The sequence below is a fragment of the Sphingomonas alpina genome (genome assembly GCF_014490665.1).
GTDB classification, from domain to species: Bacteria; Pseudomonadota; Alphaproteobacteria; order Sphingomonadales; family Sphingomonadaceae; genus Sphingomonas; species Sphingomonas alpina.
On record NZ_CP061038.1, the window covers coordinates 3834179 to 3855702 of the forward strand.

The following is a 21524-nucleotide window of genomic DNA, read 5'->3' on the forward strand; positions in this document are numbered from 1 at the left end:
CATGGCGTGGCGCGGCGAAACCGACCTGGGCACCAAGCCCGCCGCCCCCGGCGCGGCGATGGTGACGATCACCATCGACGGGCAGCCGGTCAGCGTGCCCGAAGGCACATCGGTGATGCGCGCCGCTGCACTGATGGGAACGAGCATCCCCAAACTGTGCGCGACCGACAGCCTGGAGGCATTCGGATCGTGCCGGCTGTGCCTGGTCGAGGTCGAGGGCCGCGCGGGCTATCCCGCTTCCTGCACCACGCCGGTTACCCCGAACATGGTGGTGCGGACCCAGACCGAGAAGCTCAAGAAACTGCGTCGCGGGGTGATGGAGCTGTATATCTCCGATCACCCGCTCGATTGCCTGACCTGCGCCGCCAATGGCGATTGCGAGTTGCAGGACCAGGCCGGCGCGGTCGGCCTGCGCGATGTGCGCTATGGCGATACCGGTGCGAGCCATCTGGGCCAGGCCAAGGACACCTCCAACCCCTATTTCGATTTCGATCCGTCGAAATGCATTGTCTGTTCGCGCTGCGTGCGGGCATGCGACGAAGTGCAGGGCACGTTCGCGCTGACCATCGAGGGCATGGGGTTCGGCAGCAAGGTCGCGGCGAGCCAGGGCGAGGATTTCTTCTCCAGCGAATGCGTATCGTGCGGCGCCTGCGTCCAGGCCTGCCCGACCGCGACCCTGATCGAGAAGAAAGTGGTCGAAATCGGCACGCCCGACCGATCGGTCATCACCACCTGCGCCTATTGCGGCGTCGGTTGCACTTTCCGCGCCGAGATGCGCGGCGAGGAGCTGGTGCGGATGGTGCCGTGGAAAGAGGGCAAGGCCAATCGCGGGCATAGCTGCGTCAAGGGGCGCTTCGCCTGGGGCTATGCCAATCACAAGGAACGCATCCTCAACCCGATGATCCGCGCCTCGATCGACGATCCATGGCGCGAAGTGAGCTGGGAGGAAGCGATCGCGCATACCGCGGCGGAATTCCGCCGGATTCAGAACCAGTACGGCAAGCGCTCGATCGGCGGCATCACCTCGAGCCGCTGCACCAATGAAGAGACGTTCCTGGTCCAGAAGCTGATTCGTGCCGGGTTCGGCAATAATAATGTCGATACCTGCGCGCGCGTCTGTCATTCGCCGACCGGCTATGGCTTGAAGACCGCGTTCGGCACCTCGGCCGGCACGCAGGATTTCGACAGCGTGATGGCGGCGGATGTGGTGGTGATCATCGGCGCCAATCCGACCGACGGGCATCCCGTCTTCGCCAGCCGGCTCAAGCGCCGCTTGCGCCAAGGTGCGCAATTGATCGTGATCGATCCGCGCCGCACCGACATCGTGCGCTCGCCACATGTCGAGGCGGTCGAGCATCTGGCGCTGCGCCCCGGCACCAATGTCGCGGTGCTGACGGCGATGGCGCATGTCATCGTCACCGAAGGGCTGGTCAATGAAGCGTTCGTGCGCGAGCGCTGCGACTGGTCCGAGTTCGAAGACTGGGCCGAGTTCGTCGCCGATCCGCGCCACAGCCCGGAGGCGACCGAGCTGATGACTCAGGTGCCGGCCGCGAATTTGCGCGCGGCGGCGCGGCTCTATGCGACCGGCGGCAATGGCGCGATCTATTATGGCCTCGGCGTGACCGAGCATAGCCAGGGATCGACCACGGTGCTGGCGATCGCCAACCTGGCCATGGCGACGGGCAATCTCGGGCGCGACGGCGTCGGGGTGAATCCGCTGCGCGGGCAGAATAATGTCCAGGGCGCGTGCGACATGGGCAGTTTCCCGCACGAGCTGTCGGGGTATCGCCATGTCTCCGACGATGCGGCGCGAGACATGTTCCGCGACCTGTGGGGCGTAGAGCTCGATCATGAGCCGGGCTTGCGCATCCCCAACATGCTCGACGCGGCGGTCGATGGCACGTTCAAGGCGCTTTATATCCAGGGCGAGGATATTTTGCAGTCGGACCCGGACACGCGGCATGTCTCGGCCGGCCTGGCCGCGATGGAATGCGTCGTGGTGCACGACCTGTTCCTCAACGAGACCGCCAATTACGCGCATGTCTTCCTGCCCGGATCGACTTTCCTGGAGAAGAACGGCACCTTCACCAACGCCGAGCGGCGCATCCAGCTGGTGCGCAAGGTGATGCAGCCGAAAAATGGCTATGAGGATTGGGAGATCACGCAATTGCTCGCGCGCGCGCTCGATTGCGATATGCATTATGGCCATGCCTCGGAGATCATGGACGAGATCGCCGCAGTGACGCCGACCTTTGCCGGCGTGTCGTTCGCGCGGCTGGATGAGCTCGGATCGATCCAGTGGCCGTGCAATGACGCAGCGCCGGAGGGTACGCCGGTCATGCATATCGGTGGTTTCGCGCGCGGGCGGGGCAAGTTCGTGCGCACCGAATATGTCGCGACCGAGGAACGCACCGGGCCGCGCTTCCCCCTGCTGCTGACCACCGGGCGCATCCTCAGCCAGTATAATGTCGGCGCGCAGACCCGCCGCACCGAGAATAGTCGCTGGCACGAGGAAGACCGGCTGGAGATCCACCCCCATGATGCGGAGCAGCGCGGTGTCCTCGACGGCGATTGGGTCACGGTGGTCAGCCGCGCCGGCGACACATCGCTGCGCGCGCTGATCACCGACCGGGTCGCGCCGGGCGTGGTCTATACGACCTTCCACCATCCCAGCACTCAGGCCAATGTCATCACCACCGACAATTCGGACTGGGCGACCAATTGCCCGGAATACAAGGTGACCGCAGTGCAGGTCGGGCGCTCCAACGGCCCGACCGACTGGCAGGAACGCTATGAGGCGCGCTCGCTCCTTTCGCGGCGGATCGAGACGGTCGCCGCCGAATGAGCGGGACGATCGACAAACTGGTCAGGATGGCGAACCAGATCGCGACCGAGCTGGAGCATCAGCAAGGCGCGAACGCGGCGACCGCGACCTGGGACCATCTCTGGCATTTCTGGGATCCGCGCATGTGCGCGCAGATCATTGCTTATCTCGATCAGGGCGGCGATGGCCTGAACGACATGGCAAGGAAAGCAGTCACGATGTTGCGCGACAAGGGCACAACGCCTTCACAGACTCCCGCCACCGACTTCGCCGTCGGCGCGGACGGTGTGCCTCCATCAGACGCCGGATGAGCGAGGCGACCCGGCCGGTCTCCTTCGACCGGATCACGCCGGATGGCGGACATGACGATGTCGTGCGTGCGGTGGCGATCGAGGCGCCGGTCTCGGTCGAATTCAACGGCATCGGCTATGCGGTGATGATGGCGAGCCCGGCCGACCTGGAGGATTTCGCGATCGGCTTCGCGCTCAGCGAAAGGCTGGTGGAAGAGCCGAGCGAGATCCTCGCGATCGATCACCATCCCTCGCCCGCCGGTCATATCCTGCGCATCACCCTGGCCGCAACGCGCACCGAAACATTGCTTGGCCGCGTCCGCCACCGCATATCCGATTCCTCCTGCGGACTGTGCGGGATCGAGAATCTGGAACAGGCGCTGCGCCCCCTGCCCGTCATCACCGCGGCGAGCCAGGCGGACGAGGCAGCGATCTTCGCCGCGCTCGCCCATTTGCGCGACCTGCAGCCGCTCAACCGGGAAACCGGCGCGGTCCATGCCGCCGCGCAATGCCGGCCGGATGGAACGATCGTTGCCGTCCGCGAGGATGTCGGGCGGCATAACGCGTTCGACAAGCTGATCGGCGCGATGGCGCGCGCGGGCGAGGATTGGGATGGGGGCTTTGCCTTGCTGTCATCGCGTTGCTCCTATGAGCTGGTCGAAAAGGCCGCGCTCTCCGGCTGTCCGATGCTCGTCACGATTTCCGCACCGACCACGCTCGCCGTCGAGCGAGCGCGCGCGGCGGGGGTCCGGCTCGTCGTTCTGGCGCGGCCCGATGCCGCGCTGGTTGTCGCCGCATGACGCGGTTGCTCGGCGCGATCCTAGCCGGCGGACGATCGCAGCGGTTCGGGTCGGACAAGGCGGTCGCGCTGCTTGCCGGACAAAGCCTGATCGATCGCGTCGTCGCCGCGCTTGCGCCGCAAGTCGATAGCATGGTGCTGGTCGGGCGCGCCGGCGACATCGCGGCGATACCGGACCGGCCGCTTCCCGACCTTGGCCCGCTTGGCGGGCTCAACGCCGCGCTTCATCATGCGCGCGCACAAGGGTATCCGGCGGTGATGACGGTCGGGTGCGACATGCCGGTGCTGCCGCCGGATTTGGCCGAACGGCTCCGGGCGAGCGGATGCCCGTCCTATGTCGAGGCGATACCGATCATCGGCCTGTGGCCTGCCGACCTCGCCGACCAACTCGACATTTTCCTCGCCAGCGACCGCCGGCGATCGATGCGTGGCTGGGCGACCGAGGTCGGGGCGGCGGTGCTGTCGCTGGCCGAGGACTTGCCCAACATCAACACGCCGGACGATTTGTCGCTGCTCGCACGGACATTCCCGCGTGACTGAGCGCGGCGATGACGCAAAGCCGGGGTTCGACGAGGCGCGCGCGATCGTCACGGCATCGGCGCCGCCACCAGTCGAGCTGATCGTGCCGCTTGCCGACGCGCTGGGTCGCTGGACGGCGGCCGACCTGTTCGCCGCGCGTGACTGTCCCGGCTTCAATGCGTCGGCGATGGACGGTTTCGCCTTTGCTGCGGACGCCACCGCAGCGGCGACCGCGCAAATGCCGGTCGCGCTGGCGATCGCCGGAGAGTATCGGGCCGGCCATTCGTCCACTGCGGCGATCCCCGGCGCGGCCTACCCGATCAGTACGGGCGCGAGGATGCCGATCGGCTGCGACACGGTGATCACCACCGAACGGGCGAGGGTTATCGAGAAAAGCGGGCAGCGCTTCCTGGTCTTTCACATGCCCGAGACCATCGGGCGGAATGTCCGTTGCCAGGGCGAGGATGCGCAGGTCGGTGCTCTGGTCCTGACGCCCGGGCAAAGGATCACGGCGGAAGCGATCGGTGCGCTGGCCAGCTATGGCGTCAGCGATGTGCCGGTGTTCCGTTCCCCCGGATCTCGATCATTCCGACCGGTGACGAGCTGGGCGGGGCATCCGCGCCGAGCACCATTCCCGATGCCAATGGCCCGATGATCCGGGCGTCCGCCGCGAGTCTTGGACTGCCAGTGCAGTGCCATGCGCCGGTCGATGACGATCCCGCACAGATCGAACGGGCATTCCGCGCCGTGCTGGCGAGCGGGTCGACTGATATCCTCATCTCCACCGGCGGGGTGTCCGGCGGCGATCACGACCATATCGCCGCCGTGCTGCGCGCGATGGGCGCGCGGATTCATTTCCACGGCGTGCGGATGCGCCCGGGGAAGCCGGTGCTCTTCGCCAGCTTTGCCGATGGCACATTGTTTTTCGGCTTGCCCGGCAACCCGGTCGCAGCCCTGCTCGGCTTCCGCTTTTTCGTGCTGGCAGCGGTCCGAGCGATGCTGGGCCGTCCACCGGAGACAGGCGAACCGGTCAGCGTCGACGTGCCGGGCCGCGCGGGCACGACATTATTCCTCAGGGCACGGCGCGACCAATCGGGCATTGAGGTCCTGCCGGAGCAACAGTCGCATAGGATGCGCTCATTGCTTGCGGCGAATTGCTGGCTGTCGGTCGATCTCGCCCCGGCGGGGCGTTCGCTGGTCCGTTGCTATGGATTGTCCGCCAATCTGGAGAATAGCGAGACATCTGCACAGCAGCTCTGGTTGTGCGGAAGGGACTGAAGGGCGGCGGAAGAGATATGGGACACCAGTAATGTCCCATATCTCTTCCGCCACCGCTTCGGCCGATGTCTTATAATTCATTATATATCAGATAGTTAATCTGAAATAATCGATTTCGGCCGCGAGCCTTGCAGAATTCCGGGACTTAAGCCCGCAGCTGGCCGCTCCACTGATCCACGATCGTGCCGCCGGACGCGACCCAGGCTTCGGGGCGGCCGGTGAGATCCTGCAACAGCGTCTCGAACGCGTCGATCCGATAGGGCAGCGCCATGATGTACGGCGTGATGTGCAGCGGCAGCAGCCGCCCGCCATGGGTGCGCCCCTCGCCGGCCAGCCAGTCGAACGCATCGCGCATCTGTTCGGCATAGCTGTCGGCCGATTGCTGCTGCACGGTGATGATCTGGCGATCCGACAGTTCATGGTTGAGCGGCAGGTTGATCAGGCCATTGGCGAAGCGATAGGGCAGTTCGTCATTCACCCAGTCGCAGGTGTAATCGAGCCCCGCTTCGCGCAACAGATCCGGGGTGTTCCAGCTTTGCGACCGTGCGATCGACAGCCAGCCGCGCGGCCGGATCCCCGACACGCGCTCCAGCGTGTCGAGCGAGGATGAAATCAGCGCGCGCTCATCCTCGATCGGCAAACCAGTCGCGATCGTGCCGTTCATGTCGGTCGAATGCGCGATGATCTCATGACCGGCGGCGATGATGTCGGCGATCAGTTCGGGATAGCGTTCGGCAATGGCGGCATTGGTCGCGATCGATGCCGTGACGCCGGCCTTCGCAAAGGCGTCGAGCAAGCGGTAGACCCCAACCCGCGTGCCATAGTCGCGCGAGGTGTAGTGACGGTAATCGGGATAGGGCGTGACCATATGCCCGGGCGCGCGGAATGGCGTGTCGGTCGGGGTAATCGGAAACCATTCAAGGCTCACGCAGATCCATACCGCCACGGTCTTGCCGCCGGGCCATGAAACGGGCGGACGATCGAAGATCGACGACCAGGGATAAAGTTCATGGTCATAACCGAGGCGGCGCTTCGAATAAGTGAGATAGGCCGGATCGAGGCTCATGCCGCGTCTCCCGTCTGAGCGCGCCCCGCCTGAGCTTGCCACGCATCGACGATCTCGCCGGCGCGCGCGATCCAGGCGCGGCCGTCCGCGGCGATATGTTCGAGCACACGCTCGAACGCGCCGATCCGGTGCGGCTGGCCGATCAGATAGGCATGCAGGGGGATGCACATCACCGTGCCCGATCGTTCGCCTTCGGCAGCGAGGCGATCGAACTGACGGATCAGCGTATCGGCATAGTCACGCGGGCTCATATTATAGACGAAGAAGCCATAATGGTCGTTGACCTCCAGGCTGTACGGGATCGAGGCGAGCCGCCCGCTCTTCACCTTGACCGGCTGTACCTGGTCGTCGTGATAAAGGTCGCAGGTATAATCCAGGCCATATTCGGCGATCAGATCGAGCGTGCGTGGCGTGTGGGTGAGCGCGGGCGCAAGCCAGCCGCGGATGCGCTGGCCAGTCGCGGCCTGCACGGTCGCGATCGAATCCTCGATGATCGCGCGCTCCTGCGCTTCGTCCATGCCGTAAGTATAGCGGGTATTGTAGATGCCGTGGCTGAAGAATTCCCAGCCGCGCTTCGCGCCGTCCTCGACCACCTCGGGATGATGCTGGCACAAGGCGACCGAGAGCGAGACCGAGCCGGGAAAGCCGTGCCGGCTCATCGCCTCCGCCATGCGCCAGTGCGACACGCGGTTGGAATGGTCGCGGTGGCTATAGCCGACCACATCGGGATGCGGTCTGGTCCAGCTCTTGCGCGACGGATTGGCCGGCGGGTCGATCTCATAATATTCGAGATTGGGCGCGACCCAGACCGCGACACTCTTGCCACCCGGCCAGACGATCTTCGGCCGGTCGCGATAAGGCGAGAAATCATACAGGCCGGGATCGGCAGCGCCCTCCTGCATCACCGCGCCTCCAGCCAGTCGATCACCGCCTGGACCGGTTCGACATCGGCATATTTGAGCTGCAGGTCAGTCAGATTGGCGAAGTGATAGCTGGCATGCTTGTCGGCGCAGGTTTCGATCGGCACGATCGTGCGATAGCCATGGCTGAGGGACTCCACCGCGGTCGCGCGGACGCAGCCCGAGGTCGATCCGCCGGTCACCACCACAGTGTCGACCTTATGCCAGACCAGATAGCTGGCGAGCGGCGTTTCGAAAAAGGCCGACGGCATGCGCTTGGTGAATACCATATCGGCCGGATCGATTGCACAGCGCGGGTCGAAGGCGTGGCGCTCGCTGTCATATTTGATGTTCTGCAGCGAATCCGGCGTGTTGGTGCGCGTGCCCCACACCCCCGCGTCCGCGGCATTGTCCATATAGGCGACATGGCTCCAGATCACCGGCATGCCCTTGGCGCGCGCCAGCGCCGAAATCCGGTTCACATAATTGATCTGCTGCGGGTCGGCTTCATAGGCAGTGGCGAACGTGTCGATCGCGGTATAGGCCTGCTGGAAATCGACATTCACGATCGCCAGTTTCTCGCCAAAGCCGAATTTGCGGCGCGCCGGATTTGCCATCACTTCTTCGAATATCTCGCGCGCGGTCCGCCCGTCGTCGATCATCCGGGTCCCGATCACATCCGCCATTTGTCGTCCTTCGTCACTCACGCCAGAAATTACCCGGGCCTTCAGCCCCGCGCCGGTCGCCCATCGGTCGGCACGCGCGGATCGATCAGGATGCGCAGCACCCGGGCGAGCAGCGCTTCCATCGCCTGCTGGCGCTGATCCGCTTCCGCGCCGTCATAACGAATGTCACGTAGCGTCTCGGTAGTGATCCCGCCCTGTGCGGCGACGATCCGTTCCAGCCGGTCGATCCGGTCGTTCGACACCGACAGCTCGACCAGCAGCGCGAGCGCGATGTTGAGCACTTCCTCGACTTCGCGGTCGTCCAGGCTTTGCGGCCGCGTACCCCGCGCGGAATCAACCAGGGCAAGGATCGCTTCTGCGGCGCTGGTCATGTCAGCCCTGCTTCCGCGCAGTGATGGCGTACCAGCGGATCGCGCCCTGCACCGCCGGCAGATTATGCTCGACGATTCCTTCGGCATCGAACCCGGCCGCGCGCATATCGGCGATCAGATCAGCCGAGGCGTAAGTGTGCCAATGCCGTTCATTGTTGAAATGCGTGTCCCAGTCACGCTCCACCTGATGCACGATCGTCGGTTCGAACCGGATCGAGACGTCCTGATGAATGACGATCCCGCCCGGCCGCACCACGCGCGCGGCTTCGCGGATCATGCCGCGGCGCTTCTCCGCGCCGATCTCGTGCAGCAGATTATGCGAGACGACGAGGTCGAAGCTGTTATCCGCGAACGACAGTGCGGACGCATCCATCTGATGAAAATGCACCGCGACGCCGAGCGATTCAGCGCGGGCATGGGCATAGCGCAGCATGCCGGCGCCGATATCGACCGCATGCACATCGGCATCCGGATAGGTCGCGGCATAGGCGGCCGAGGCGGCGCCCGCAGAACAGCCAAGATCGAGAATCCGCTGCGGCGTGAAATCCGGGAAATGTTCCCCGAGGAGGCGCACCGCGACGCCGGTCTTGCTGTCCGACCGTCCTGCGCCCTGGCCGAAGGAAAAGACATTGCCGCCGGTCTCGTACAGCGCGCCCGCAACGACATCGTCCGGACCGCGGTCGAGCCCATAGCCACCGGGCTGGAGATGAATGTCGATGTCCGCCACTTCGGGCGACGGTTCATAGCCCGGATCGAGCGTCAGCGATCCCTTGCGCTCCGGCGCGTCGATCAGCGCACGCGCCGCCGCGCTCATCCGGTCAAGGTCGCGATAGACCGGCTCGCCAACCGAAACCCACAGCATTTCCTGCGCCGAGCGATTGGCGGCACTCCACATGCGGTAGCGCTGCGATTCGAACAGGGCGGCGCGGATTTCCTCGGGCGATTGCGGTTGCCGTCCCTGTCGCGCGGCAAAGGCCGGCGCGCCTTCGCTGTCATAACGCGCGACATTGCCGGAGCGGACGCGTGCATTGAGCAGCTTGCGCAGCGACACGACCGCGCGCTGGCGGCTCAGTTCCTCGGGTGTCGCCTGGGGCAGCACCTCATGCTGGAGATCGCGGACCTTCACGACGCACTCCTTCGAAACAGTGGCAGGGACCATGCTATGTCGTCACAACCGGCAGGGCAATGGTTTTGTTCTAGCATTGATACAATTAAGCGTTGAAGCGATTTCGATCGGAATTGATCCCTACCGCCGTTCGCCCTGAGCTTGTCGAAGGGCTGTCTCCACACGCGACCGCGCCCCTTTGGGAGCGTGGGCTTCGACAGGCTCAGCCCGAACGGCTTTGGGGTCAGTTCCGTCAATTTATCTCGCCTGACGCTCGATCAATTCGATCAGCTCGCCGGCCGGGCCGGTCACCGTGCAGCTCCGCCCGCCATCATAGCCCAGACCGTGACGACTCACCGGCGGCGCAATCGCAATATCCTCGACCAGCGCAATATCGTCGATCTCGAAGCTCGCCATGGCATTGCCCATCGGTAGCATGCCCGGCGCGGTCGCGCGCGGCGCGGCGATGCGTCCCGGCCCGGTGAGATAGCCGTCCAGCTCGATCAGGAAGCCATGTTCGGCCAGGCCAAGCGTGGTGAGCGGAAAGCTTTCCTCCTCGGCAAGACCCTGGGCGCGCTGAATGATCCGCACGCGCGCATCGCGGATCGGGCGCTGGCGAAGATCGAAGCGATCAATGTACCAGCGGTGCGTCCCTGCGAAATCGGCGCCAGCCACGACCAGGATGAAGGGCCGGTCGACTGCCGCACGCGGGCTGGGCAGAATCGACGTGGTGCGATCGCCCCCTTCCATCGTCAGATAGAGACACTCGCCGGCCGGACCGATCAACTGCATTGCCTCGATCGAGGGCATGAACTGAAGCGGGTTCGGTCCGTCGATGATCTCGAACGGCGACTCACGTAGCCGAGCGGCAAGCGCATGGACGTCATCGACGATGATCTCGCACGCGTTCCAGCCGAAGCTGGTCAGCGGGCGATAGCCTGGGATCGCATCGGTCTCGACGGCGCGGATATGGACATCGTCCGCGCCATCGCTGCTCAGGACCAGATAGCGCCGTCCCGCGACCCCCGTCGCGCCCCAGCCAATGGCAAGATCGGCAGGGACCGTTCCACGCTCGCGCACCCGGTAGCCCAGCCATTCGACATAGCAATGCTCCAGCCGGTCAAGATCCGGCGCCCCCATCGTCGCCATACGGAAGCGCGACAGCCGGGGTGTCGATGTGGAGGTCCAGTCCGCCATCAGCCGAAATGCAGGTCCGTCTTGTTCTTATGCAGGTCGAGGCGGATCTGATAGCGGTCGGGGCGATACTGAGCGAGGATGTGCTGCACCGGCCGGCCATTGGTATCGATCACGGTGCGGCTGATGCGCAGGATCGGCGCACCGATCTCGACCGACAGCGCGGCGGCCAGCGACGCGTCGGCAAGTGTTGCGGAAATAGTCTGAGTCGCGCTGCCGATCTTGACCCCGGCCTGTTCGATCAGCGCCAGGATCGGCGTGGTGCGGAGTGCGGCGCGCGTGATGTGCTCGCCCAGATCGGCCGGCACATAGCTGAGGAGATGCCCGAGCGGCTCGTTTTCGAGCCAGCGGACGCGCACGACGCGGATCAACGGCGTCCCTGCCTCGACTCCCAATGCGTCGCTGATTGGTGCCCGGGCCGGTGCCTCGTCAAGTTCGATCAGCTTGACTTGAGTCGATCGCCCGAAGGTCAGCAGTGATTCGATCGCCTGATCGATGCTGCCCTCGATCGGGCGCGCAGGCGGTTCGAAAATGACATGAGTGCCCACGCGACGTTTGCGCGCGACCAGATTGGTGCTGGCGAGTTCAGCCAGCGCGCGGCGCGCGGTAATGCGCGAGACACCGAAGGCGGCGGCGAGTTCCTGTTCGGTCGGCATGCGCGACCCGTGCGCACGCTCGCCACTGGTGATTTCCTCTCGCAGCCGCAGGAAAATCTGATGGTATAGCGGTACTGCATGCATGCGATCGATGCCGCTGACTTCATCGTCGATTTTTTTCAAAGGATTACGCTCCCTGGTTTTACTCTGACCATGAAGCCGATACTGCCCGATCGCCGCCACGACGGAAAGAAGCCTTTGATGAAAACCAAGCCAGTGCTCACCGCCGCCGAACTGGACCCGATGCTCGCCGCCGCGCTCGCAGACGCCGCAAGGCGTGGTCTCGCCATGTCGGTCGCGATCGTTGATGATGGTGGCTATCCCATGCGCCTCGTGCGGATGGACGGCGCGGGCGCGATGACGCCGTCGGTCGCACTGGCCAAGGCGCGCACCGCGGCACTGATGCGCGGATCGACTCGCATCCTGGCCGAGCGGGTGGCGAACGAGCCGGCCTTGCTCCGGCTCACCGAATATCTGCCGATGGAGGGCGGTTTGCCGATTGTCGCGCAAGGCGTTTGCGTCGGTGGAATTGGGATTTCGGGTGGCCGTCCCGACGACGATGAAGGCGTTGCGCAAGCCGGGCTCGACACGCTTGGCGGCTGAGCAGGTGGTGGGCGTGGAGCTCAATGCATCTCCTCGCCGCCCGACACATTCATGGCTTCGCCTGTGATGTAGCGTGCCTGACCCGAGCAGAGAAAGGCGCAGGCATTGGCAGTATCATTGACTTCGCCGACCCGGCCGAGCGGGATGCGCCCGCGCATCGCCGCCAGATATTCCTCGACGCTCTGGCCGCGCATCTTCGCCATATAGTCATTCTGCCACTCGCCGAGGCCGGTCGTGACATGGTTGGGGCAGACCGCATTGACGGTGATTTGCTCCGGCCCGAGTTCCATCGCCGCGGATCGGGTCAGGCCGACCAGCCCATGTTTCGAGGCGACATAGGAAGAGGTCAGCGCGGAACCGGATTTCGCCGCCCGGCTGGCGATCGACACGATCCGTCCCCGACCCCAGCCTGGCTCGATTTCCTGTGACAGCATCTGCGTCGCGGCATGTTTGATCGCGAAAAAGGCACCGCGCAGATTGACGTTGAGCACCGTGTCCCAGCGATCTTGCGTCGCCTCGATCAGCGGGCCGAAGAGATAGCCGACCCCGGCATTGTTCACCAATATGTCGAGCCGGCCGAAGGTAGCGACAGCGTGCGCGACCAGCGCCGCGACCTCATCCTCGACGCGCATATCGGCAGCAAAAGTGGTGACCTCCGCGCCCATCGCCCGGATATCCTCGGCCACCGCATGCATCTCGTCATCGCCGCCGATACCGTGCGCGGGGGCCATGTCGCCGGCGGTCCGGCCGAGATCGTGGAGCACGATACGGGCGCCGTCCGACGCAAGCTTGCGCGCGATCGCCTCGCCCAGACCCTTGCGGCGGCCCGCACCGGTGATCACTGCCACCTTGCCCGTAATGTCGGGATACATCGTCATGTCAGATCTCCATTCCAGCGCGATAGCCCTCGGCCGTCGCGGCCAACACGGTGCGCGGCGCATAGGCATCGCCAATGATCGTCACGGGCACGCCGGCGGCACGCAGATCGGCGGCAATCGCATCATCGGGCCGGCGCGGCGTGGCATAGGTGAACAGCGCGACATCGCGGATCAGCCCAGGCTGTGCGTTGTAGATATTGGCATAGGCGACCTCGCCTTCCTCGAAGCGCGAGTCCGGCAGCGGCCGCACCGAGGTGACGATCTCGACGCCGAGCCGATAGAGGCGTTGATAGGCGCCCTGTCGCACGACGACGGCCGCATCGCTGGCGATCCGGTCGCGCGGCGTAAGCAGAACGACGCGCTCGAATTTGGCGTGGAGCATTTCGGCGGCATCATAGGTGAAGGCAGTGTGATCCTGATCATAGATCACTGCCGTCCCCGGCTGGCGCGCCGCAAAGCCGGCCAGCATCGCGACCGCTTCGCGCAGATCGGGAAAAATGCCCTCGCCGCGATAAATGTCGGGCAGGAATGCCGGCCATGCCGGGGTCGAGCCGGTCGCCAGGACGACATGGTCGGGCGCGAGCGCCAATAGTGCCGCGACATCGACAGCGCCGCCAAGCCGGAAGCGCACACCATGCCGGTCAGCGCGTAGCCGTTGATAATCATAGATGCTGCTGAGATTTTCACCGCCCGGCAGCACGGCATGCAGCCGGGTCTTGCCGCCGGTCTCATCTCCGGCGCCGAACACCGTCACGTCATGGCCGCGCGCAGCGGCGACCCAGGCAGCTTCCATCCCGGCGACCCCTGCGCCGACAATCGCAATCCGGCGGCGAGCCGGAGCGGGAGCGGGCTGCCAGTCGGCCTCGTCCGAGGCCCCGACGCGCGGATTATTGTCGCAGAGCAGATCCCGGCCGCTGGTGATCATGTGCCAGCAAGTGTTGCAGGAGACGCAATAGCGAATCTCCGCCTCGCGGCCGGCGCGCGCCTTCACGCCCCAGGCCGGGTCGGTAACCAGCGGGCGGGCGAGCATGACCAGGTCGGCCAGCCCATCGCGGATGATACGCTCGCCTTCATTGGGATCGGTGATCAGCCCGAGCGCACCGATCGGCGTGCCGGGGGCGGACCGGCCAAGCTCAGCGATGCGATCGACATAGGGCGCGCGCGGGCCGTGGAGATCGGGGAGATGTTCGCCCAGCGAGTCGCCATGCGCGCCCCAGCACCAGGTCAGATAGTCCGGTGCCCCGGTCGCCTGGACCAGCGCAGTGATCGCCGCCGCTTCGGCCAGGTCCACTCCCCCGGCAATGCCATCCTCGCCGGGCAGCTTCACGCCGATCAGGAAATCCCTCCCACATGCCGCCCGCAGGCCCTCGATCAATTCGGTCAGCAGGCGCGCGCGATTGGCACGATCCCCACCATAGGCATCTTCGCGGATGTTCGACTGGGGGGAGAGGAACTGATGAAACAAATGGCCATGCCCGGCGGAAATCTCCACGCCGGCAAAGCCGGCGCGCGCGAGGCGTAGCGATGAGGCGATGAATTCATCGATCATGTGCCGGACTTCGTCGGTCGACAGGGCGTGCGGGATCGTCCAGCTCAGATCGTCCGGCAGGGCGGACGCGCCAAACGCGAAATCATTGCGCCCGCCGCCGCGAAAGCCGCGGCCATTATCCTGCACCTGGCCAAGCATCAGCCCGCCCGCAGCCTCGACCGCGGTCGCCCAGCGCGCGAGCGCCGTCTCATTTTCCGCCGTGAACGCCATCGGCCGGGTCGGCAGCCGATGCCAGTGCAGCATCGCCATCGGTTCGCTGACCAGCAGCGATGCGCCGCCCCGCGCGCGATTGACATGATAGTCGATCAATCGATCGGTCACGCGGCCGCGATCGGCATAATGCGTCGACATGGATGCATGGACGATGCGGTTGGGCAGCGTGCGCGTGCCGATCCTTACCGGCGAGAACAGATGCGGATAGGCGGTCATACGGCTCAGGCCGGCGCGTGCATCCTCAGCACGCGCTCGATAAAGCCCTTGCGCCAGGCGGTGCGTTCGGCCTCGACCGCATCGTCGCTGCGATAGGCCTCGATGTCCGCGCGGGATATGCTGCCTTTTTCGTCGAGCAATCGCTCGATCGTATCGACCCGGTCGCGCAACGCCGATGTCTCAGCCATCAATTCGAGCAGGAAGGTCATCATCTGATCGAGCGACGGATCGTCGAAGAATTGCGGTCGCTTGCCCTTGCTGACGCGTGGCAGGCTTACCTCGCCCGGGGCTGTCTTCGCCATGCTGGCACCTTTTCGCGACTCAAAAATCGAAGAGCGACAGGGATGCGCCCTGCCGCTCTTCCAGTACAACCCCGATCAGAAATCCTTGCGCAGGCGCAGCATCCAGCGCCCCGGTTCATTGAGATACGGGTAGATCAGGAATGAGGTCTTGATCGTCTTGTCGAGGCAATTGGTGCATTCGGCCGTCAGCGATGCCTTCAGCGCGCTGCTACGCAGCGAGAGACCGAAATTGAACAGGCTGTGCGCATTCTGATAGCCGCGCGGATCGGCCGAGGTCGCAACCCAGGATCCGTCAGTATATTCCCACGCCGCGCTGGGCACGAGCGACACAGTGTCGTTGAGGTGGAAAGTATAATTGGCACCGAGCGTCGATGAGAAGCGCGGCACGCGCACCGGCTCCGCGACTTCACCGGTCGGGGTGACGATGCCGGCGTTGCAATTATTGGCGATGATGCCCGCCTTGCAGCGGGCGACCTGCGCATAGACCGCCGGGTTCAGATTCTCGTAGCGCGCCTTCTGGATACCGAACGACCAGTAGATGTTCAGCCCCTTGACCGGCACCACGTTGATTTCGCCTTCCAGGCCGTAATTCTTGAGGTCGGCGAAGTTGCGGGTGAGATAGAGGATCGTGTTGGTGACCGGGTCGAGATAGCCGGCGGGCAGCTGGAAATCGCGATCGACATAGGAAAAGCCGGTCAGGTTCACGCGCAGATGGCGGTTGAAGAATTCCGAGCGGATGCCCGCCTCGTACGACCAGATGGTTTCGCGCGTGAACGGCACCGCCAGCGCCGCATAATTGGCGCGCGCATTCCAGCCGCCGGATTTGAAGCCCTTGGTCGCGGAGACGAAGAGCATCACGTCCGGGTCGATCTGATAGTTGATCGCGAAACGCGGAGTCCAGACGCGTGCGCGCTGCGTCACCGGGATACCGGCATTGGTGACGTCGATGGTCGAGAAGGGCTGGTTGTTGGCGCCGGACCGCGGCAGGCTGTTCGGGTTGGGCGCGAACTGAATGTCCTTGAATTCATCCGTATAGCGAATGCCCGCGGTCAGCGTCAGCGGCTTGATCGGATGGAGGTCGAACTGGGCATAGCCGGCATAGGCCTCAGTCCCGTTGTTGACGGTGCGGTCCTGAGTCACGGTCGGCGATCCGGTCAGCGGCACATTGACGTTGGCGAAGATCGTCCGGTTCTTTTCGTTCAGGTAATAAAAGCCACCGACATAATCGAGCACGCCGCCGAACGCCTTGCCGGTGATCTTGATCTCCTGAGTGAATTGCTGGTGATAGCTGTCATTGGCCAGCACCGTCGTGGTGCCCGGGTTCGACGAGATATAGTCATAGTCATTGTAGAGGACCGACGCGATGTTGCGGCTGTCGGCGCTGTCGGTGACATATTCCTGATAGAGATGGCGATAGCCGGTGATGAAGTTGATCGTCGCCGCGCCCGCTTCGACCTGAAGGTTCGAGATGAACGAATAGGACCGTGCGGTATTGCCGAGCGTGTTGTCGGCAAGGTCAGGCGAAACGATCCCGCCCAGCGGTTTATCGGTCCGCAGCTTGGTGAAATCGATCCGCTTCTTGTCGCTGTCGCGATAGAAGTTCACCAGGTTCGAACCGTTGGCATAGGTATAGTCCGACGACAGGTCCCAGGTCACCGAATCGGACAGCAGGCCGCGGATCGCACCCCGGACGCCCCAGCTGCGGTCGCCGTTGAGGCGCTGGCCGGTGGTCTGATTATAGACATAGCCGTCGCCGTCGGTGAAATAGGCCGACACCTTGGTGAGCAATTTTTCCGCGATGATCGGGATATCGACCGAACCGCGCAGCTGGGCACGGTTGTAACGGCCATAGCCAGCCTCTGCGAAGCCTTTGAACTCCTCGCCCGGCTTCTTCATGACGACGTTGATCGCACCGCCGGTAGTGTTGCGGCCGAACAATGTGCCTTGCGGACCGCGCAGCACCTCGACCCGTTCGACGTCGAAGAAGGAGAAATTGTTCGCGCCCTGACGCGACAGATACACGTCATCGACATAGGTGCCGACCGGCACGTCGAAGGTCGCGATCGATTCGGTATTGCCCAGGCCACGCAGCGTATAGGCATTGGCGGTACCAAGCGCGGTGTTGTTGTGCCCGATCAGGTTGGGAACATAGGCGATCAGATCGAGCGTGCGCGACACCTGGCGAAGGTCGAGCTCCTGTGCGGTGAAAGCGCTGACCGCGAGCGGCACCTTTTGCAGATTTTCCGAACGACGCTGCGCCGTCACGACGATATCGGCCATCCCACCGGTATCGCCCGCATCGGCCTGGGGCGTTTCCGGCGCCGCCGCCGGAGCTTGGGACGCATCCGGCGCCGTCTGAGCAAGCGCCGCGGTCGAGCTCATCAACAGAGCCAGTCCGAAGGCCGTCCCGATCCTCTTCGAGTTACCAGTCATTCGCGTCATTCCCTTTATGTCGATGGGACGGCTCGTTCCTTCCGAGTCCGTAAGTGACATTCCCACTACGCAACCGGCCGCGTTGATGCGGCTCTCATTCTCCTTCGCCGACCCTGTTCCCTGCAGGGCTCCGCCAAGCTTATTTCGCGATTATGTACTAAGATTAGTGCAAATCAAGTGCTAGTTTTTGGGGCACTCCGAGATGGGTATTCAAGAAGGGCAGGATGGCCGCGCACCATGCCGCCGGACGTTCCAGCAACATGACGGCACCGCCGGGTAGCTCGGTATAGCCCCAGTCCGGACGACGCTCGATCAGCTGACGGCCGGAAGAGAAAACCGGATCGGTCAGTCCCGCGACAACCAGCGTTGGGCAAGCGATTCGCACCAGATCGGATGAGAAATCGTACCGCGCCGCGGCATGGTGCCCATGCTCGCGCGTCGGCCCATTGGCAAAATAGGTGAGCACCGAGACATGGACCGTCTCAGCGCTCCAGTCGGGCTCGGCGATCCGGCGCACCAGCGACCAGCGATCGAGCAAATGGCTGCCGTCCGCCGCGACGCTTTGCGATTCGTCGATCGCAGCCTGGCGCTGGGCACGACGCTCCGATGTGTAGAGCGGCGCGTTGTCCATCGCGAGCGCGACGACGCGATCGGGATAGGCCGCCGCCATCCTTCCCGCGACCAGCGCGCCGCCATGCTGACCGACAATCGCCGCCGACGCCGCACCAAGCGCATCGAGCAGCGGCGGCAGGAGTGTCGCGAACCCCTCGATCGTCGGTTCGGCCAGCGGATCGGACAGGCCGTGCCCGGGCAGATCCGGCGCGACCGCGCGAAAGCCGGCCGCGGCGATCAGCGGCATGACGCGGCGATACTGGATCGATGCCCAGGGCGCCTGGTGCATCAGCAGCACCACCGGCCCGCTTCCCTGTTCGCGGTAATGGACCTGCCGGTCGCCGCACTGGACATAGCCGCGCCGCTCGCCGGGAAGCGCACCGGTCGCCGGAATGGTCATCGCGCGACCCGGTTGGCGCGATGTGGCATCAGGCCGTCGCCGGCGAGCCGGCAAGCGGATCGGGCACGTCAAGCGTCGCTTCAAGCTCGACCAGCGCCCGGCGATAATGTTTCAGGCCCAGGATCACGAACAGGATCGACGGGATCCCGACACACACTACAAAGATCGACAGCACCATGCCGATCGATTTCGGATCGCCCGAATAATCGGTGGCCCAGCCAATGATCGGCGGGCCGAGCAAAGGCCCCACCAGCGTGATCACGGTGTTGAAGATCGCCACCGACTGGCTGCGGATATCACCCGGCGTCACCAGCGACAGCGCCGACGGACCGCCGGCAGTAGCGATCGACTTGCCGACAAAGGCGACAAACATCGCCGCGACGGCGAGCTGCGCGGTCGGCATCACCGGATAGAGCGCGCTCATCGGCACCCCGATCACCAGCCCGAGCAGCAGCACGCGCATCGCCGCATCGGCATGACGCTTGAGGAAATGCCGCGTCATCCAGACTGCAATCGCAGTCCCGATCGGTCCAGCGGTGAAGTAGAACAGGCCGGTGACGGTGCCGATCGTGGCGATGTCCCAGCCCCAGACGCGCTGGAACAGCGGCACGTTCCAGAAGGTCAGCGTGCTCATCGCGAAATTGCAGGTGGCGCCGATGAACAGGGCGCCAAAGCCACGCCAGCGCGCGAGAATATAGCGAAAGGCATTGATCCTGGGCTGGCCGGTATCGCTGATCCGCTCGCTATGCGCCGGCTCACGCACCGTCAGCATCAGCCCGGCAAAGACGAAGCCGGGAATGCCGACGAGGAAGAACGCCATTTGCCACATCTCGAACTCGCCCAGGCCGAGGAAATGCTTGTGGCCCATTGTCGTCAGCCAACCGACCAGATTGCCGCCGACGAGAAAGGCAAGGCCCGCACCGAGATAGGGGCCGGCCATATAGACGCTGATCGCCCGACCGCGGCGCGGCCGGTCGAAATAATCGCTGATCATCGAGACCGAGCATGGGCTGACCACCGCTTCGCCCAGGCCGAGACCGAGGCGGAGCAGCAGCAGCACGGCAAAGCTGGTCGCAAACCCGCTTGCCGTGGTCATTGCGCACCAGAAGACGATCCCGGCGATCAGGATCCATTTCCGGCTCGCCCGGTCGGCATACCAGCCGAGCGGAATGCCCATCAGCACGTTGAACAGCGAAAAGGCCGGCCCAAGCAACAGCCCCACCTGGAAATCGCTCAGGTGGAGCGACTGCTTGATCGGCTCGATGATGAGGGTGAGAATATAGCGGTCGAAATAGGACAGGATGAAGACCAGCAACAGCAGGCCGACGACATACCATTGATAAGCGATCGAATGCGTCCGCTGCTCCATCATCGTTCCCTTTAGTCGATTTGGTCGATCTAGATCTTGCTGCCGAACACGTACCAGCCGCCCCGGCCGTGCATCGGGCGACCCGGTTCATCCCAGGCGAACGCCGTACCACGCGCCGGAAAAGCACCTGTGTCGGGCAGGATCAGCGCGAACGTCGCGGCCGGATCAAAGCCAGCCTCGATGCACAGCGCGCGATGATCCTCGGCGCGCCATGCGGTATAGGCCGGCTCATTGTTGTTGAGCGTGTCCCAGTTCCAGAAATAATCCTCATAGGCATCGACAAGATGCGAGGACGGCAGTTCCTGGTGGACGATCATTCCGCCGGGCGCGAGCAGCCGCCGGCATTCAGCGAGGACTCGCCGCGCCGCCTTCACTGGAATCTCGTGAAAGAAGAAGCTCGAGACGATGAGGTCGAAATGGCCGTCGGGATAGTCCAGCGCCTCGGCATTCTGCTGGCTGAAATGCAGCGCCACACCCTCATGTTCAGCCAATGCATGGCCATAGCGCAGCAGCGGGGCGGAAACATCGACACCGTGCGCCTCCACGCCCGGAAAGGCCTCGGCATAGGGCAGCAGATTCTTGCCAGAGCTGGTGCCGATATCGAGCATCCGCCGCGGCGCGAAGCCGGGATGATCGGTCTTCAGCCAGCGCGAGATCACTTTGGCGACCCCGCCCCAGCTGCGATGGCTCTGATTGGCGGTGAAAACGCGCGACCCGAGGCTCGCCACCGCGCCCTGCGCAACATCGTCCTCGGCATATTCGCTATGAAAGCAGCCAGGCATGAGATGCACGTCAAGCGCGTCGACATAGCGCGGCGGCGCCAGTGCCGGATCGAGCCGCAACGATCCGCCCGCCGGACTCAGCGCGGCCGCGTCGCGCGCGACCTCGATCATTGCCGGCAGCGCGCGCTCGACCTGCGGCTGGACCGACAGGAAGCACATCTCCTGCGCGTTGTACCGGACGCTGCTGTAGAAACGATACGACGCCTCGCCTTCCATCGCCCGGTCGATCATGCGCCAATCGTCGAAGTGCATGCCCTTTGCCTCGGCCGGGCGCGCGACGCGTTCCCGGAAATCATGTTCCAGGGTGCCCGCCATATCCTGGATCGCATGGCGGCGCAGCGCGCTGCAGAATCGCTGCCGGCCGATCTCGTCATGAGTCGCGACGGCCAGTGCCTCGATATCGGGGATCGTATCCGGCGCATTCGCGCCCGTCATCCCGGCCTGAATCGTCATCGAGGATCTCCTGAAGCCCGGCGGATC

21 protein-coding genes are annotated in these 21524 nt (G+C 64.4%); 7 read left to right on the forward strand and 14 right to left on the reverse strand.

What is annotated here, in order from left to right:
- The first annotated feature begins 1 nt into the window (after window position 1).
- From fdhF to H3Z74_RS17860, 6 genes are read left to right on the forward strand one after another with little or no spacing between them, the layout of a single operon-like run.
- Entirely contained in the window at window positions 2-2845 is a 2844-nt protein-coding gene (gene fdhF / locus H3Z74_RS17835; RefSeq protein ID WP_187760919.1) for a formate dehydrogenase subunit alpha, read from the forward strand.
- The gene (locus tag H3Z74_RS17840; RefSeq protein WP_187760920.1) at window positions 2842-3135 is read left to right on the forward strand and encodes a formate dehydrogenase subunit delta; all 294 of its coding nucleotides are present in this window, start codon (window positions 2842-2844) and stop codon (window positions 3133-3135) included. Before fdhF ends, H3Z74_RS17840 begins: the two co-directional genes overlap by 4 nt.
- A complete protein-coding gene (fdhD, locus tag H3Z74_RS17845) occupies window positions 3132-3914 on the forward strand; it encodes a formate dehydrogenase accessory sulfurtransferase FdhD (protein ID WP_187760921.1) in 783 nt (260 codons plus the stop codon). Before H3Z74_RS17840 ends, fdhD begins: the two co-directional genes overlap by 4 nt.
- The gene (locus H3Z74_RS17850) at window positions 3911-4453 is read left to right on the forward strand and encodes a molybdenum cofactor guanylyltransferase (RefSeq protein ID WP_187760922.1); all 543 of its coding nucleotides are present in this window, start codon (window positions 3911-3913) and stop codon (window positions 4451-4453) included. Before fdhD ends, H3Z74_RS17850 begins: the two co-directional genes overlap by 4 nt.
- Complete coding sequence (locus H3Z74_RS17855; RefSeq protein WP_187760923.1) at window positions 4446-5087, forward strand: MoeA family protein; 642 nt, start codon at window positions 4446-4448, stop codon at window positions 5085-5087. The genes H3Z74_RS17850 and H3Z74_RS17855 overlap by 8 nt, the downstream gene beginning before the upstream one ends.
- The gene (locus tag H3Z74_RS17860) at window positions 5063-5710 is read left to right on the forward strand and encodes a molybdopterin-binding protein (protein ID WP_229727098.1); all 648 of its coding nucleotides are present in this window, start codon (window positions 5063-5065) and stop codon (window positions 5708-5710) included. Before H3Z74_RS17855 ends, H3Z74_RS17860 begins: the two co-directional genes overlap by 25 nt.
- 145 nt (window positions 5711-5855) lie before the next feature.
- On the opposite strand, the gene H3Z74_RS17865 is transcribed toward H3Z74_RS17860, so the two are convergent.
- From H3Z74_RS17865 to H3Z74_RS17895, 7 genes are all read right to left on the reverse strand, one after another.
- A complete protein-coding gene (locus H3Z74_RS17865) occupies window positions 5856-6776 on the reverse strand; it encodes a polysaccharide deacetylase family protein (protein WP_187760924.1) in 921 nt (306 codons plus the stop codon).
- Entirely contained in the window at window positions 6773-7678 is a 906-nt protein-coding gene (locus H3Z74_RS17870; protein WP_187760925.1) for a polysaccharide deacetylase family protein, read from the reverse strand. Before H3Z74_RS17870 ends, H3Z74_RS17865 begins: the two co-directional genes overlap by 4 nt.
- On the reverse strand, window positions 7678-8361 hold the full coding sequence (locus H3Z74_RS17875) for an isochorismatase family protein (protein WP_229726650.1): 684 nt from the start codon (window positions 8359-8361) through the stop codon (window positions 7678-7680). The genes H3Z74_RS17870 and H3Z74_RS17875 overlap by 1 nt, the downstream gene beginning before the upstream one ends.
- A gap of 41 nt (window positions 8362-8402) precedes the next feature.
- Window positions 8403-8732, reverse strand: coding sequence for a hypothetical protein (locus H3Z74_RS17880; protein ID WP_187760926.1), 330 nt, complete (start codon window positions 8730-8732; stop codon window positions 8403-8405).
- Window position 8733: 1 nt separating this feature from the next.
- Window positions 8734-9858 (reverse strand): class I SAM-dependent methyltransferase, encoded by a 1125-nt coding sequence (locus tag H3Z74_RS17885; RefSeq protein ID WP_187760927.1) that lies wholly within the window; start codon window positions 9856-9858, stop codon window positions 8734-8736.
- Between the two features lie 237 nt (window positions 9859-10095).
- Window positions 10096-11034: a hypothetical protein gene (locus H3Z74_RS17890; RefSeq protein WP_187760928.1), complete on the reverse strand. Its 939-nt coding sequence runs from the start codon at window positions 11032-11034 to the stop codon at window positions 10096-10098.
- The gene (locus tag H3Z74_RS17895; RefSeq protein ID WP_229726651.1) at window positions 11034-11810 is read right to left on the reverse strand and encodes a GntR family transcriptional regulator; all 777 of its coding nucleotides are present in this window, start codon (window positions 11808-11810) and stop codon (window positions 11034-11036) included. The genes H3Z74_RS17890 and H3Z74_RS17895 overlap by 1 nt, the downstream gene beginning before the upstream one ends.
- A 78-nt stretch (window positions 11811-11888) precedes the next feature.
- Between H3Z74_RS17895 and H3Z74_RS17900 the strand changes: the two genes are divergently transcribed.
- The gene (locus tag H3Z74_RS17900) at window positions 11889-12290 is read left to right on the forward strand and encodes a GlcG/HbpS family heme-binding protein (protein WP_187760929.1); all 402 of its coding nucleotides are present in this window, start codon (window positions 11889-11891) and stop codon (window positions 12288-12290) included.
- Between the two features lie 20 nt (window positions 12291-12310).
- On the opposite strand, the gene H3Z74_RS17905 is transcribed toward H3Z74_RS17900, so the two are convergent.
- From H3Z74_RS17905 to H3Z74_RS17935, 7 genes are all read right to left on the reverse strand, one after another.
- A complete protein-coding gene (locus H3Z74_RS17905) occupies window positions 12311-13168 on the reverse strand; it encodes an SDR family NAD(P)-dependent oxidoreductase (RefSeq protein WP_187760930.1) in 858 nt (285 codons plus the stop codon).
- Window position 13169: 1 nt separating this feature from the next.
- The gene (locus H3Z74_RS17910) at window positions 13170-15146 is read right to left on the reverse strand and encodes an oxidoreductase (RefSeq protein ID WP_187760931.1); all 1977 of its coding nucleotides are present in this window, start codon (window positions 15144-15146) and stop codon (window positions 13170-13172) included.
- Between the two features lie 5 nt (window positions 15147-15151).
- A complete protein-coding gene (locus tag H3Z74_RS17915; RefSeq protein ID WP_187760932.1) occupies window positions 15152-15448 on the reverse strand; it encodes a hypothetical protein in 297 nt (98 codons plus the stop codon).
- A gap of 75 nt (window positions 15449-15523) precedes the next feature.
- Window positions 15524-17830, reverse strand: a complete 2307-nt coding sequence (locus H3Z74_RS17920; protein WP_187760933.1) for a TonB-dependent receptor — start codon at window positions 17828-17830, stop codon at window positions 15524-15526.
- 214 nt (window positions 17831-18044) lie between these two features.
- A complete protein-coding gene (locus H3Z74_RS17925; protein ID WP_187760934.1) occupies window positions 18045-18893 on the reverse strand; it encodes an alpha/beta fold hydrolase in 849 nt (282 codons plus the stop codon).
- Window positions 18894-18921: 28 nt separating this feature from the next.
- Window positions 18922-20262: an MFS transporter gene (locus H3Z74_RS17930; protein WP_187760935.1), complete on the reverse strand. Its 1341-nt coding sequence runs from the start codon at window positions 20260-20262 to the stop codon at window positions 18922-18924.
- A 29-nt stretch (window positions 20263-20291) separates the two neighbouring features.
- The gene (locus tag H3Z74_RS17935) at window positions 20292-21497 is read right to left on the reverse strand and encodes a class I SAM-dependent methyltransferase (RefSeq protein ID WP_187760936.1); all 1206 of its coding nucleotides are present in this window, start codon (window positions 21495-21497) and stop codon (window positions 20292-20294) included.
- Between the last annotated feature and the right edge of the window lie 27 nt (window positions 21498-21524).

What these genes read in the sequence shown, in the direction of transcription:
- H3Z74_RS17915 (WP_187760932.1), bottom strand. Translation starts at nt 15,448, where the DNA reads ATGGCGAAGACAGCCCCGGGCGAGGTAAGCCTGCCACGCGTCAGCAAG.
- H3Z74_RS17930 (WP_187760935.1), bottom strand. Translation starts at nt 20,262, where the DNA reads ATGGAGCAGCGGACGCATTCGATCGCTTATCAATGGTATGTCGTCGGC.
- fdhF (WP_187760919.1), top strand. Translation starts at nt 2, where the DNA reads ATGGCGTGGCGCGGCGAAACCGACCTGGGCACCAAGCCCGCCGCCCCC.
- H3Z74_RS17840 (WP_187760920.1), top strand. Translation starts at nt 2,842, where the DNA reads ATGAGCGGGACGATCGACAAACTGGTCAGGATGGCGAACCAGATCGCG.
- H3Z74_RS17865 (WP_187760924.1), bottom strand. Translation starts at nt 6,776, where the DNA reads ATGAGCCTCGATCCGGCCTATCTCACTTATTCGAAGCGCCGCCTCGGT.
- H3Z74_RS17920 (WP_187760933.1), bottom strand. Translation starts at nt 17,830, where the DNA reads ATGAGCTCGACCGCGGCGCTTGCTCAGACGGCGCCGGATGCGTCCCAA.
- H3Z74_RS17870 (WP_187760925.1), bottom strand. Translation starts at nt 7,678, where the DNA reads ATGCAGGAGGGCGCTGCCGATCCCGGCCTGTATGATTTCTCGCCTTAT.
- fdhD (WP_187760921.1), top strand. Translation starts at nt 3,132, where the DNA reads ATGAGCGAGGCGACCCGGCCGGTCTCCTTCGACCGGATCACGCCGGAT.
- H3Z74_RS17890 (WP_187760928.1), bottom strand. Translation starts at nt 11,034, where the DNA reads ATGGCGGACTGGACCTCCACATCGACACCCCGGCTGTCGCGCTTCCGT.
- H3Z74_RS17850 (WP_187760922.1), top strand. Translation starts at nt 3,911, where the DNA reads ATGACGCGGTTGCTCGGCGCGATCCTAGCCGGCGGACGATCGCAGCGG.
- H3Z74_RS17905 (WP_187760930.1), bottom strand. Translation starts at nt 13,168, where the DNA reads ATGACGATGTATCCCGACATTACGGGCAAGGTGGCAGTGATCACCGGT.
- H3Z74_RS17925 (WP_187760934.1), bottom strand. Translation starts at nt 18,893, where the DNA reads ATGACCATTCCGGCGACCGGTGCGCTTCCCGGCGAGCGGCGCGGCTAT.
- H3Z74_RS17900 (WP_187760929.1), top strand. Translation starts at nt 11,889, where the DNA reads ATGAAAACCAAGCCAGTGCTCACCGCCGCCGAACTGGACCCGATGCTC.
- H3Z74_RS17935 (WP_187760936.1), bottom strand. Translation starts at nt 21,497, where the DNA reads ATGACGATTCAGGCCGGGATGACGGGCGCGAATGCGCCGGATACGATC.
- H3Z74_RS17875 (WP_229726650.1), bottom strand. Translation starts at nt 8,361, where the DNA reads ATGGCGGATGTGATCGGGACCCGGATGATCGACGACGGGCGGACCGCG.
- H3Z74_RS17880 (WP_187760926.1), bottom strand. Translation starts at nt 8,732, where the DNA reads ATGACCAGCGCCGCAGAAGCGATCCTTGCCCTGGTTGATTCCGCGCGG.
- H3Z74_RS17910 (WP_187760931.1), bottom strand. Translation starts at nt 15,146, where the DNA reads ATGACCGCCTATCCGCATCTGTTCTCGCCGGTAAGGATCGGCACGCGC.